At 70.3% G+C, this 13,034-nt stretch carries 12 protein-coding genes; 7 read left to right on the plus strand and 5 right to left on the minus strand.

Annotation, left to right across the window (positions count from 1 at the left end):
* The first annotated feature begins 275 nt into the window (after window positions 1–275).
* The 4 genes from ACGFRG_RS03050 to ACGFRG_RS03065 all read left to right on the plus strand — a co-directional run bounded on the left by ACGFRG_RS03050 (window position 276) and on the right by ACGFRG_RS03065 (window position 5,329).
* Complete coding sequence (locus tag ACGFRG_RS03050; RefSeq protein ID WP_393260733.1) at window positions 276–812, plus strand: histidine kinase; 537 nt, start codon at window positions 276–278, stop codon at window positions 810–812.
* A 56-nt stretch (window positions 813–868) separates the two neighbouring features.
* Window positions 869–3,532: an ATP/GTP-binding protein gene (locus ACGFRG_RS03055; protein WP_393260736.1), complete on the plus strand. Its 2,664-nt coding sequence runs from the start codon at window positions 869–871 to the stop codon at window positions 3,530–3,532.
* 5 nt (window positions 3,533–3,537) lie between these two features.
* Window positions 3,538–4,485, plus strand: a complete 948-nt coding sequence (locus tag ACGFRG_RS03060; RefSeq protein ID WP_393260738.1) for a phosphotransferase — start codon at window positions 3,538–3,540, stop codon at window positions 4,483–4,485.
* Between the two features lie 169 nt (window positions 4,486–4,654).
* On the plus strand, window positions 4,655–5,329 hold the full coding sequence (locus ACGFRG_RS03065; RefSeq protein ID WP_361417631.1) for a hypothetical protein: 675 nt from the start codon (window positions 4,655–4,657) through the stop codon (window positions 5,327–5,329).
* Here the strand turns inward: ACGFRG_RS03065 and ACGFRG_RS03070 are convergent.
* The 4 genes from ACGFRG_RS03070 to ACGFRG_RS03085 all read right to left on the minus strand — a co-directional run bounded on the left by ACGFRG_RS03070 (window position 5,312) and on the right by ACGFRG_RS03085 (window position 9,488).
* Window positions 5,312–6,277 (minus strand): phosphotransferase, encoded by a 966-nt coding sequence (locus ACGFRG_RS03070; protein WP_393260741.1) that lies wholly within the window; start codon window positions 6,275–6,277, stop codon window positions 5,312–5,314. The two genes, ACGFRG_RS03065 and ACGFRG_RS03070, sit on opposite strands and share 18 nt — an antisense overlap.
* An 89-nt stretch (window positions 6,278–6,366) precedes the next feature.
* Entirely contained in the window at window positions 6,367–7,533 is a 1,167-nt protein-coding gene (locus tag ACGFRG_RS03075) for a hypothetical protein (RefSeq protein WP_361417637.1), read from the minus strand.
* A 233-nt stretch (window positions 7,534–7,766) separates the two neighbouring features.
* A complete protein-coding gene (locus ACGFRG_RS03080) occupies window positions 7,767–8,486 on the minus strand; it encodes a 2OG-Fe dioxygenase family protein (protein ID WP_393260744.1) in 720 nt (239 codons plus the stop codon).
* A 111-nt stretch (window positions 8,487–8,597) separates the two neighbouring features.
* Window positions 8,598–9,488: a hypothetical protein gene (locus ACGFRG_RS03085; RefSeq protein WP_361417643.1), complete on the minus strand. Its 891-nt coding sequence runs from the start codon at window positions 9,486–9,488 to the stop codon at window positions 8,598–8,600.
* A 189-nt stretch (window positions 9,489–9,677) separates the two neighbouring features.
* Between ACGFRG_RS03085 and ACGFRG_RS03090 the strand changes: the two genes are divergently transcribed.
* Window positions 9,678–10,079 carry a chaplin gene (locus ACGFRG_RS03090; RefSeq protein WP_393260747.1) on the plus strand — a complete coding sequence of 134 codons (402 nt, stop codon included), beginning with the start codon at window positions 9,678–9,680 and terminating at the stop codon, window positions 10,077–10,079.
* A 59-nt stretch (window positions 10,080–10,138) separates the two neighbouring features.
* Here the strand turns inward: ACGFRG_RS03090 and ACGFRG_RS03095 are convergent, their stop codons facing one another.
* The gene (locus ACGFRG_RS03095) at window positions 10,139–11,635 is read right to left on the minus strand and encodes a DUF6851 domain-containing protein (RefSeq protein ID WP_393260750.1); all 1,497 of its coding nucleotides are present in this window, start codon (window positions 11,633–11,635) and stop codon (window positions 10,139–10,141) included.
* A 277-nt stretch (window positions 11,636–11,912) separates the two neighbouring features.
* Between ACGFRG_RS03095 and ACGFRG_RS03100 the strand changes: the two genes are divergently transcribed.
* Window positions 11,913–12,383 (plus strand): cyclic nucleotide-binding domain-containing protein, encoded by a 471-nt coding sequence (locus ACGFRG_RS03100; RefSeq protein ID WP_361417653.1) that lies wholly within the window; start codon window positions 11,913–11,915, stop codon window positions 12,381–12,383.
* A 159-nt stretch (window positions 12,384–12,542) separates the two neighbouring features.
* Window positions 12,543–12,908, plus strand: coding sequence for a YrdB family protein (locus ACGFRG_RS03105; protein WP_361417656.1), 366 nt, complete (start codon window positions 12,543–12,545; stop codon window positions 12,906–12,908).
* Window positions 12,909–13,034 lie beyond the last annotated feature (126 nt).

The following is a 13,034-nucleotide window of genomic DNA, read 5'->3' on the forward strand; positions in this document are numbered from 1 at the left end:
TCTTGCGCGGGCGCGGTTCGGCACAGGCTCTCCGATCTACGTGGACGCGAACAGCGGACCCCGCCAGCAGAAACGGTTGAGCGCCCAGGACCCACCAACCGGCCCGCCGACGCGCGGAAGATCGCTCGCATGGGCCAGCTTGCCCGATATTCGAACACGCGTGCATTTACGTCCGTGTGCGCGGGCACACGCCGGGTGTGATGCTGGGCGGTGACGCTTCGAGCGCCGCCTCGACCGCCGTTGTGACCCCGCTTCGACCGCCGCCGGGAGAGTCCATGAGCGACCGCCATCACGTCGTCCTGCTGCCGTTCGCCGACCCGGCGCGGTGCCGGTCCGCGTTCACGCAGGCCAAGGAGCTGCCGGGGCTGCGCCAGGCCGCGGTCCTGGAGCGCTCGGCGGACGGCGTACTGGACGTGCCGGACAACCATGTGCGCGGCGCGGGCGTGCCCACCGTCGGCACGGGCGTGGTGGGCGGCCTCATCGGCCTGCTGGGCGGCCCGCTCGGAGTGCTGCTCGGCATCACGGCCGGGGCCGCACTCGGCAACGTGGCCGAGGCGCAGCGCGAGCAGGACGACCTGGCCGGGTTGATCGTGCTGAGCGCCCGGGTCCCGGACGGCGCCGCGCTGCTCGTCCTGGATCTGGACGAGGCGTCGCCCGAACCGGCCGACAAGCTGGCCGCCGACCACGACGTCGTGGCCGAGCGCCTGACCGCGAGCGCGTTCGCCGAGCGGGTCCGCGCGGCCGAACGGCAGGCCGAGCGTCCGGCCGGGGATTCCCCCTCCGCCACCGATGCCCGGAACCCGCTTGACTAAGCGTCATCACCCTGCTGCCCTAGGTGAGTTGGGCGACCTAGGGGTGGGGAGTCGCGGTGTCTTCACGGGCGGATCTGCGTGCGCTGTTCCGGTCCAACGACCGGGAGTTACGGGCCGTCGACTTCTTCGCCGACCGGCGTGACGAATGGGTCACCGTGGCCACCAGTCTCGCCCGCCACATACGGTGGGTGAACGATCCCGCCTTCGACGTCCAGGACCTGGAGACACCCAGGCGCAACGTGCTGGTCTTCTACGGCGTGGGCGGCATCGGCAAGTCCACGCTCTCCCGTGGTGTGGCGGAGCACCTGGTGGACGCCGGGGCCCACAGTGCGAACTGGCCGCCGCTGGATCCGCAGGTGGGACCGGTCATTCCGGTGCGGGTGGATCTGGCGCGGGACGCCGGTACGGACTTCGAGGCGCTGATCCTGGCCCTGCGGCTCGCCGTGGCGGAGCTCGGCGTGCCGATGCCCACCTTCGACCTCGCCTTCCAGCGGTACTGGGAGCGCAACCACCCCGGTGAGCCGATCGAGGAGTACTTACGGCGGCGTACGTGGTTCAGCCGTTTTCCCGCGACCCGGTCGATGCCCCACCAGATGCAGTCCGCCCTCTCCGATGTCGCCCAGGCACTCCAACTGCCCGGCACAGCGGGCGCGTTGGTGGGGCAGGGACTGCGCGCCGTGGTGCGCGGGTTGCGCGAGCACCGGCGCCAGGTCCGCGCCCTGGCCGACTGCCGCCGCCTCGCCGACCTCCTTGAGGCCGATCCGGACCTGGAGGCGCTGAGCTACTACGCCCATCTGCTGGCCTGGGACCTCAGCCGGGTGTCCGCCCGCAACCGGGCGCTGCTCGTGGTGCTCCTGGACACCTTCGAGGACGTCGGCAGCCGGGTGCACCGGGATCTGGAGCGGCTGATCCAGCGCGTGGTGTGGCTGATGCCGAACGCGCTGTTCATCGTCACCGGCCGCAACCGACTCCCGTGGGACGACCCGCAGTTGGAGGGACAGCTGGACTGGGCGGGCCCGCAGTACTGGCCGCTGCTGGCCGGGGGCTCCGAGGAGGATCCGCGCCAGCACCCGGTGGGATACCTCTCGGCAGGCGACTGCGAGACGTATCTGTGCCATCGGCTCACCCTGGGCGGCAGCCCGCTGATAGACGACCACACCCGTCAACTGATCACCGCCAACTCCCACGGCCTGCCGCTCTACCTCGATCTGGCCGTCATGCGGTTCCTGGACCTCTACCGGCGGGACGGCCGCGCTCCCGCACCCGCCGACTTCAACCTCGACTTCCCCGCCCTGGTCGCGCGCACCTTCCGTGACCTCACCGCCGATGTGCGGCGGGTGCTGCGCACGGTGAGCCTGCTCGACTCGTTCTCGGTCGAGCTGGCCACCGCCTCCGCCGGACTCGATCACGACGCGCCCGCGCTCGACCTGGTCGAGCGGCCCTTCGTCGACAGCGACCCCGGCGCGCCCTGGCCGTACCGGCTGCACGATCTCGTACGCGACGCCGTGCGCGAGGCGGACTGCACCAGCGAGGACCGGTGGAGCGCCGCCGACTGGCGCCGTGCCGCGCGCCGCACCTTCGACGCTCTGGGCTCCCAGACCACGGGCGAGCGGCCGCGCCTGGTGGCCGCCCTGCGCCAAGGCCTGCGGCTGGCCCGCGACTACCAGCTGGACCTGGCGTGGCTGGCCGACGCCGCGTTCCGGTATGTGGACGACTTCGTCTGGGAGCCCATCGAGTTACCGGCCGCCGCCGGGACGGCTCCCCCGGGCATCGACAGCCCCGCCGAAGCGCTCGCCGTGACGCTCTCGGTGATCGCCCGGCGCCAGCGCCGCCACCGGGGCGAGACCGCCGAGCAGCTGCGCACCGTGCTCGCCGGCGGACAGCTGCCCGCCGAACTCCTGGAGCTGCCCCGGTACTTCCTCGCCGAATGCGACCGCGACCTGGGCCACTTCGACGCGTCGCTGGAAGGGATGCGGCAGGTCGCCGAGGCCGGCGGGCACCTCGCCCCCACGGCGGCCCGGGGTCTGGTGCATCTGGCGCGCCGCATCGGCCGGTTCGGGCACGTCCGTACCGCCGCCGAGGCGCTGGGCCCCGAGGGCCGGCGCGACCGGGTCCTCGGCGATCTGTGGTGGACCCAGGGCAGCATGGGGCTCGCCTGCTCCGCGTACGCCGCCGCCCGTGACGAGGCGCTGCGCGCGGGCCAGCCGGGCGAGGCGGCGCTGTGCCAGGCCTGTCTGGCCTACGCCGCCGCCTTCCAGGACCGGCCCCGGTCGGCCGAACAGATCGCCCGGGCCGAGGACATGCTCGCGGGGGTCTCCATCCGCTGGGCCGAGGTCCAGAACGACATCGCGGCCCTGATACGGGACGCGGGGGTGGCCGCGGATCTGCCCGAGCGGGCCGACGACCTGCTCGCGCAGGCGCACGAGGCGGGTCTCACCTCGTCCGTCGCGTATCTGCGCCTCGCGGTATGCCTGCACGCCGCCGTTCTGGGACACCCCGATCAGCTCGCCGACGCCCGGGCCCGGCTGCGTACGTGCGTACGGGGTGAGGAGTTCGCGTATCTGGCCGAGCTCTCGTATCTGATGGCCGACGAGGAGCCGCCCGCCGATCTGCCCCGGGCCCAGTGGCTCGACGGCCGGCCGCAGGTGCGGGCGCGCTGGACGGCCATCGTGCAGGACCGGCGCCGCGAAGCCGCCGCGCGTGCGGTGAGGGGGGAATGAGCCCGATGGCGACCTACACCAAGCTCGACGACATCGACCTGTCCGCCGTCGCCTACCACTACGGGCTCGGCCCGATCCGGCTCGCCCCGCTGCCGGGTGGCGCCGCCAACTCCAGCTTCCGCGTCACGGCGGCGTCCGGCAGCTACGTCCTGACGATCCTCGACAACCACGACACCGCGGGCGCACGGCGGCTCGCGGCGCACACCCAGGCGCTCTTCCTGCTGGGCGTGCCCACCAGCGAGGTCGTCCCGACCGTCGACGGCGCGCCGATCACCAGGCTGCGCGGCCGTGGAGCTGTCCTCAAGAAGTGGATCGAAGGGACCGTGCGCCAACCCCTGCCCCTGGCGCACCTGCCCGCCGCGGGTCGTATGCTCGCCGAACTCCACGCACTGCCACCCGCGTCACCCGGCCTCGCGGACATCCCGGTCGGCACCCGGCGGCTGACCCCTCAACACCAGGCGCTGATAACGGAGTTCACGGACAAGGAATTCGCCGCCTGGCTCACCACCCACCTCGATCACGTCCACACCGCCGAGGCCGCCAACCCGCGTACACGCAGGGTCGTGCACGGCGACTTCTTCGACGACAACATCGTGGTACGCACCGACGGCGGCCTCTCCCTCCTAGACTGGGAGACCCTCACCCTCGACGATCCGCTGCTCGATCTGGGGGCGGCGGCGGTCGGTGTGGGGCGGGAGGCGGGGCTGCTCGCGCCGGAACGGCTGCGCGCGCTGGTGAGCGGTTACGAGCAGGTCGCCCCGCTGTCCGACGCCGACCGCGCCGACCTGCCCATGGAGATCACCCACGCGGCGCTGATCATCGCCTTCCACCGCTACCGCCGCCATCACATCCGCTTCCCCGACCCGCGCAAGAGCGGCTACCACATGGAGATGGTCACGTTCGTGGACTCGGTGGCGGAAGGCACCCGAGCACTGGGCGGCGCAAACGGGTAACGGCCTGGCGGTCAGCGACCCCGCCGACCGCTTCGAGCGCGAGGCGGAGGCGAATGCCACCCGGGTGATGTCCGCGGCGCCCGCTGTCCAGCACATCGAAAGCGGCGGCAGCGCACCGCGGCCGCCGTCCCCTGATACGCCCGTGCAACGCGTACAGGGAGGACCGCTGATGGACGCCTACAACCGCAAGGACATCGGCAAGAAGACCACGCGCGACATGCTGAGCTACCAAGGCGCGGCCAACTACCCCGCCCCCACATCTCCCCGCGCGGCGAACCGAATTGCCCAGCTCCCGGGCACGAACCACTACGATGACGATCTCGGGGCGAACTTCCGCAATGAAGTAGTGGGCTCGGACCGCAATGGGGACGCCATGTCCCGGAACCACCGACTGTCCGATCACTTCATCGGCCACATCGTGGAAGCGATCGGTGAAACCTACCGGGGTTACGGGCCGAACGGGATTCCGCAAGGCATGTCGCAGGCCGTCTTCGATTTCGTGTCGGCCTGCGTCCCCTCCACCATGACCATGAACGTCCTCGGCGCACTGGAGAACCTGTGCATGAACCCGAACGACAGGGACTTCAAGAACGTCGTCTCCGAAATATCCAACAACGGACGTAATCTCCGAGCCGGCGACGGGCGGACGAACAGCGGTATCGGAGCAAATTTCGATCCCAGCTTCCAGTCCAACGGTGCCATGACGCCCATCACGGCCGACATCAACCAAGCGGTGCAGAAGCTGGCCACCGAAGGGGCCATCTCCCAGGGCCTCGCGGACATGGCGCTCACGCCGCTCAGGGACGGCAACAACGCCCCCGTCACATCATCCGACCTGCGGTAGCGGGGCCAGGTCGGCTGACGGCGTCATGACCTCGGCCCACTCGCGGCGCATCTGGTCGATGAACGGCGGGATCTCGCGGTAGAGGTGGTGGTTGGCCGGGTCGGGGTGGGTGAGGTGGTGGCGTACGTAGCGGTGGTAGGCGATCACCACGGAGGCGTAGACCGCCGCGTCGAGCAGGTCGGCGGGGTCGATCTCCGTGTCCTTGGCGGCCCGCGCGTACCCCTCCACGAGTCGGCGTGCGCGATGTGCGTGGAACTCCGCACCCACGCGGCACAGCCCGACGACGGCCATGCCCAGGTCGATGAGCGGGTCGTCGAACGAGGCCGTCTCCCAGTCCAGGATGACCAGTTCACCGTCCTCACCGACCACGATGTTGTCGGCGAAGAGGTCACCGTGCACCAGGACGGGCTTCACCTCCCGCGAGGTCACGTGGTCGACACCGCGCCACGCGGCGGTCAGCCAGGCGGCGAACTCCCGGTCGGGGAAGGTGGCACAGCGCTGCCGGGCATCGGCGGGCAGCCGACGCCCGTACAGCGGCACATCCGGCACACCGTCGACGGGCAGCCCGTGAACGGCGGCCAGCGCCGCGCCCGCCGCGGGAAGCAGCTCAACGGGCAGTACGTCATGACACCGGCCGGACACATAGGGCTTGACGATCACCGGACGGTCCTCGTGTCCCGTGACGGACGTGCCGTCGGACCTCGTCAAAGGAGCGGGGGTCGACACCCCCTCACCGCTGAGGTGATGCAGCAGACGCACCAGGGACTGCGCCGATTCGGCGCTGTGGTTGTCGAGGACGGTCAGTACGTGCGGGCCTTCGAGGCAGGACACCAGGTAGCTGGAGTTGGCCATTCCACCGTTGAGCGGTGATACCTGATGCACCGTCAACTCGTAGCCCTGGCACAGACGCTGGACATCGTCGGACTCAAGCGTGGTGTAGCGGGCCATGGTGAGCGGAACTCCTCGTGGTGGGTGTGGCCCGGGTGGGCACGGATGGTGAGGGGTGGACAGGGATAGACAGGGGTGGACAGGTTTGATCACGGGTGGGGGCCGGCGAGGAGTGCCCTGCGTCGTTCGACGACGTCGCGCCAGCGCCCCGCCGTGTTCCGCGCCGAGTCGATCCAGTCGGACACCGGCCCGGCCTGCCCGTGCGGCGCCCGCTCGGGGAGCCAGAAGTCGATGATTTCCAGCAGATAGCCGAACTGGCCGGAATCCACCTGCGCGGCGAGGTTTCCACGGGCGACGCTCATCGCCTCCTGGTCGCGCCGCACGGCGGCGTGAAAGGCCCGGGCCAATTCGGCGTACGCGGCGCTCGAACTCAGCCCGGCCGAACGGGACTTGGCGGCCACCTCATCGCAGCGGGCATGGATTTCGTCGTCCGCTCCCGCGTTCGCCTTTCCAGCGTCCATGAGAAGTGCGGCGAGGGTGACCTGAAGCTCGGCCCAGGTGATGTCCACGGCGGTGAGCAGTTCCCGCGCCGACTCCACCGTCCGCGCGGCATGCGCGGGACTCCCGAACCCGGCCGCGAAAGCGCGGCAGGCTTCCGAGAGGGCGGATTCACCCGCCGCTCCCCGGGACCGGGCCAGGTCGCGCGCGGCCAGATAGCACTCGTCGGCACGGTCGAAGCACGCCTGCGTCCACCACAGATCCCCGGCGAGCCGTGACCGGACAGGCGTCGCAGGCAGTGACTCCAGATCCTGTTGAAGGGCGCGGAACCGCCCGGCCCGTCGCCGTAGATGGATCAGGCCCTTCATGGCGGTGTCGGCGATTTTGCCCCCACCAGCCGCCAGCGCCCGCAGTTCCGACTCCGACTCGGTGAGTCTGCCCAGGTCACGGGCACACTCGGCATGGAAGTAAGCCACCAGGTCATACGCGTCGCCGCTCAGCAGATCCGCGTCCAGACACCGTCGCAGGACGCTCTGTGTCACCCGGCGGTGGGTGTGCTGGCGCTCCACCACGGCCACCAGGGCCAGGGCGAGCGCCTGCCCGGCGGTGGTCGGCGGAACATCGCGGTCCCCCGCCACCCCCGGCACCCGTGGGCGCAGCGTCCCTTCCCAGACGTGGTCCGCCGTGAAGCCGTACGCCGCGTCCACCAGCCAGCCCAGGCCGAGTCGGCGTTCATGGGCCAGCTCAAGGCCCTGGTTGAGACAGTCGATCAGCGTCTGCCGGTCCTGGGCGCCATACGTTTCGTATACGGACCCCAAACGGCGGAAGGCTCGCTCTGCCGCTGCGTGCTCACTGGCCGACGTCGGGGGATTCTCATGCACAAGCGCGTTCCGTCCGGGCTGCGGGTGGCAAGAAGGGAGTCCGGGCATGCGGGGCCGAGGTCTCGGCGAGGGGTGCCCTGGAGAACGCAGAGGCTAGCAGCTCCCCACCGGTGCACCGGCCGTGTTTCCGCCGGGCGGACGCGAGTTGAGGCCAGAGGGACCCGGGTGGATCAATCGTCGCGACGACTGCCGCTGGTCGGCCCGTCCACTCCCGTCGAGCGCCGCATACCGACAAGCAGTACGTCACGTCGGCCCCGCGACGGACCGGGCGCGACGACAGTGTGCCGACGTCGCACGGGCGTGGTGAAGTGCCTCAGCCGACGGTCGTCCACCAGGAGCGAGTCCAGTGGGTGCGTCAGTCGTACGCGCCCCAATTCCCGCCCCTCGTCATCGAATACGCCACTCACGCCCCCTTCGACCCCGCTCGCCTCGATCAGGTGAATGGCGATGGCGTCCAAGCCGTCGCGATGCACCCCCTCCGGCGCGGGCCGGCCAAGACCGCCGGGGCCCGGCGCGATCCGCACCATATGCATGTCCACCTCCCAGAGCCCGTGTCGCGCCCCGGCCGCGGCCAGGTCGAAGCGCAGCAGCCGCCGCACCAGGGCGCTGCCGCTGATGTGCTCGGGAAGCGGCGCGAACGTACGGTCGATGCCGCCCGCGAGGGCGTTGACCTCCGCCTTCTGGTGGTAAGGCAGATGCGGGGCGCGCAGCAGTCGGCCCCGGAACCGGCCCGCCCGCGCATCCGCCTGCCACAGCAGTCGGCCGTAGCACCGGTACCGCCCGGTGTCCGGGGGCGCGTAAGGGTCGGCGGGCAATGACTCCCAGGTGTCACGGGAGTCGGCGCGAAATCGCGAGAAGGCTTTTCCCAGCGCGAAACGGTCGCCGTTCACGAACATCCAGCCCTGTCCCGTAAGTCTCCGCGCGACCTCCTCCGTCGCCGATTCGGCCAGGAAGTGTTCACCACCGGGCAACTCCGCCCCCAAATTCCCAGTGGCCGGTGGCTATGCCCGAGTTCTGCGGCTCTCGGCTGCCACGGCCTCGACGAAACGCTCCAGCCCTCGCGGGTCCGTATCAAGGAAGAGATTCGGCTCGATCAGTTCCAGCTCCATCACCACCGGCTGCCGGTTCTCGCCCAGCGCCAGATCCACCCGGGCGAAGAGCAGATCGCCCGGCGCAGGAACCGCCGCCAGTGCCGCCCGCGCGGCGCGCAGCTCCGCCTGTGTCGGCTCGTACGGAGCGACACCCGGGTGCGGCACCCGCGCGTTGTCGATCACTCCGGCCTCGGTCAGCACCGGTCCCTTGCGGATCGCGTGACTGAACGCCCCCGCCAAGAAGACCAGCGCCCGCTCCCCTTCTTCCACCAAGGGCAGATAGGGCTGGACGAGCACCGCGCGCCCCTGATCGAGCAGCATCCGCGCGTGTCCCAGCGCATCCGTGTGCCGGCCGGGCTCGTAGCGCGCGGTGTCACGCGCTCCGGCGGACACCGCCGGTTTGACCACCACACCGTCGGCCTGGTCGAAGGCTTCCGCGCCGAGCGCCTCGCCCGGCGGGAGAAACCGCGTCGGTACGACGGGCACCCCGCGCCGAGCGAGCTCCACCAGATACCGCTTGTCGCTGTTCCAGTGCACCACCGGCGCCGGATTCCACAGCCGGGTGGCACGGGACGCGGTGTCCACCCAGGTCAGGTACTCGTCGTGGCGTTCCGCGTAGTCCCAGGTGGAGCGGATGACCGCCAGGTCGAACCGCCCCCAGTCCCCGTGCTCCGCGTCCCATGTCACCGCCTGTGCGGCCATCCCGTCCGCGCGCAGGGCGTCCACTATCAGCGGGAGATCGACGTCGTACTCAAGCCCGGCATCGCTGGTCACCACCGCGACTTCGATCACGCCGCTCATGCCACTCCCTGGTCATACGTCGGGCTCACCATCGGCCCCGCTCCCGAAGTCCCAAGTGTCATGGACTCGTCGAGCTGGAGCAAGAACGTCCGGGCCGCATCGGAGCGGCTTGTATCAATACTCGGACAAACGGGTGTATCTGTGGTGTCGCTACCCACCCCGACACCACGCCTCCCCTTTCCTTTTTATATGACAAACCCCAAGAAGTACCTCGTCTCCGCCCTCGTCGGCGCCACCCTGTCCGTCGGCTTCGCCGCTCCCGCCCTGGCCGCCGACGGCCCCGGCCACCACGGCTACGGCGACGAGCGCAACCATCACAGCCGCGACCACCACGGCTACGGGGACCGCGACGACCGCGACCGTCGCGACCACCACAGCTATGGCGACCGCGACCGGGACCGCCGGGACCATCACAGCTACGGCGACCGCAACCGCTTCGACGAGTCGGGCACGACGTGCCGCAACGAGGACGGCGGCGCGGAGGCCTTCGGCAGGGTCTCCGACTCCCCCGGCTTCCTCTCCGGCAACCTCTTCCAGATCCCGATCAACATCCCCATCAACGTCTGCGGCAACAGCATCGGCATTCTCTGACCCACCCCGCGACCACCGGTCGGCACCGCCGCGCACCACGGCGGTGCCGGCCGGGGGGCCTACTTCGCGCGCTGCGGATCGATGTGGCGCTGGACGAACTCGTAGGCGCGCGTGCCGAACTGCGGGCCCAGCTGCGACGACGCCTTGACGGCGGACGGGAAGTGCACCCCGGCCCACACCCTGGACTTGCCGCAGGTCGCGGCGTAGTCGGTCCAGGTGTCATACCTGAGCGTGAGGTCCTTCGCCGGTGTGACACCCGGTTCGATGTGCGACGAACCCGCCTTCCGCGGTATGGCGATGCCTATCTCGTCGCTGCCGAGGAAGAGCCGCGCCGCCTGCGCGTACGCATAGCAGGCGGCGGTCGAGCCGGACGGGTACTCGGGGTGGTTGGTGACGGGCAGATAGCTCTGCCACTGGTTGCCGGTGATGTCGTGCACGGTTCCCTTGCCCGGGCCGCCCCAGGCGGTCACCGGTGTGTCGCCGTACAGATACCGGATCGCGCTGAACGGCCGCACCGTGTCGTAGCGTGTCTTCTCGTTCCAGACGACGACCGTGGTGTCGAACAACGCGATCTCGATCGTCGCGATGAACTGCACGAACCCCTGGATGTCCAGGTGCCCGGCCTTGATCGCGGCCGTCCCCGGGACCTCCGCGAGCGCGATGAACTTGTCGCCGAACATCTCGGCGGCCATCTTCTGACGATCCGTCAATCCAGCGGATGCAGCGAGGACCTGGTCGGCCTGCCGCTTGTACTCCCGCCGGTTGCGGTAGTCGCTGTCGACCGGCACGGGCACCCGGAACCGGTCCGGGTCGTCATAGGTGAACGGCGTGGTCAGCCGCATCTGCGGGGTCGCGAACTTCTGGACCTCGAAGGTGCCGTCGCCCCGGGGCACGAGGGCCGGCTGCCAGCGCGAAGGGTCGCGCAGCTCGTACACCGTGTTGACCGGCTCGTACCCGGTGTAGTCCGCGTACGGCGCCTGATGGCTCCCGCCCTCGTCTCCCTCCCGGTTCATACCGTCGTGATAGCGGGCCTCCATGACGCGCCGGGCCGCGAGATTCCCGAGGCCGATCGCGGTCCGGGTGTCCTCCCGGTGGTCGTCGGGGTCGAGGCCGACCGAGGTCATCATCGACCGCCAGGCCGCCGCGGCCTGCGGGATACGGGCGGTGAAGACACGGTAGGACGCGTAGAGAACCGCGATGTTCCGGTTCCGGGTGGTGCGCTCGGCCGCCGGGCGGCGGCCCAGGTTCGAGTAGATGCCCACCGCGGTGTCGTGGTAAGGCGCGATGGAGTCGAACCAGGAGATCTCCAGCAGCATGCCGTAGTCGACGATGAGCGTGATGTCGGAGCCGTCGCGCGAGATCGCCGAGCGCTCCTGCCGCTGGAGCGCCGGGTAGACCATGTCGAACGCGGCGTTGCCGGTGTCGAAGTCGAACGACTGCGCCGTGCGGTGTGCGGAAGGACTGCGCTGTACGCCAGGGGTACGGTCGGCCGGGTCGGCCGACGCGAGGCCGGTGGACGTCCCGAACAACAGGACCGCGCCGCAGGTGGCCGCCAACCGTAGAGATCCCGGCCGCCGGAGCCGCCTTCGCTTCCTCATGGGTCAATCTCCCCTCGAAGGGATATGGCCGACGAAGGCACGGTAGAGCCTGCGACCATGCACGGTGCCTCGGGATCCGGTCGACTTGACGGCGTGCCTCCGACCGCCTCCGCCCCTGTCCGACCGGCCCCGAAAACACCCACCGCGCCCCATCACCCCCCGCCCCGTCCGCCCCGCCCGCAGATCAGCGCCCCCTGGGTGACACTGAAAGGGGACTAGAACAAGGAGGCCGTCCATGAGCACCCCCTCGCTTCCCTCGATCACCACCGCGCTGCCGACCGAATACCGTGAGCGCCTGATGGACATCGCCCGCGAGGTGAATCACCCCGCCGGGACGCGGATCTTCAACGAAGGCGGCCACGCCGACCGGTTCTGGATCGTCCGCTCCGGCACCATCACGCTCGACATGCACATCCCCGGCCGGCGCCCCGCCGTGATCGAGCAGCTGGGCTCCGGTGAACTGGTGGGCTGGTCCTGGATGTTCCGGCCCTTCGTGTGGCAGCTGGGCGCCGAGGCGATGACGCCGGTCCGTACGCACGAGTTCGACGCGGCGACCGTGCGGACGATGATGGACGAGGACCCCGCGTTCGCCGCCGCGATCGGTTCCTGGGTGGGCCGCGTCCTGGCCCACCGCCTCCACGCGGCCCGCATCCGGCTGCTCGATCTGTACGGCCCGTACGGCAGCGGCAGCCAGAACCTCCTCTGACCCACAGGCGGCCGCTACACACGGTAATCACCTGCACCCACCTCGGTGACTCACCGGGGCGGAAACCACCCTCGCGCACGGGTTCTCTTCGAATGGCGAGTTCTGTTCTAATGGCGCGTTCTGCTTACGTGGCTCGCCACCGTACGGAAGGACCGCGTGATGCTGCCCAGACCCCTGCACGTCCTCAACGAGGGAGCGGCGTTCCTGCTTGAGCTGTGCGCCCTGGCCGTCCTCGCGTGGTGGGGGTACCGGACCGGCGAGAACACGGCCGTACGCCTGCTGCTCGCCGTCGCCGCACCGGGGTCGGCGGCCGTCGTGTGGGGGTTGTTCGCGGCACCCAAGGCGCGAATCCGCGTTCCCCTGGCGGGAGTTCTGACCGTGAAGGCGCTGGTGTTCGGCGCCGCCGTGGCAGCGCTGTACGCCGTCGGCCACCACGCCCTCGCCCTGGCCTTCGCCATCGTGGCCGTGGTCAACACCACCGCGGCGACGCTGGACCGCCGCGCCCTGATGCACCGGGGGCGCTGACCACAGGGCACACGATGGACGGGCCGGGACCAGGGCCTGTCCGGTGGATCTTGCCTGGGACGCGGGGGTGTGGCACGCCCATCTGCGGCGTTGTCGTCGGTTGCCGACGCTCCGCGTCGCCGCCCT

This window comes from Streptomyces sp. NPDC048696, assembly GCF_043198895.1.
Lineage (GTDB): Bacteria > Actinomycetota > Actinomycetes > Streptomycetales > Streptomycetaceae > Streptomyces.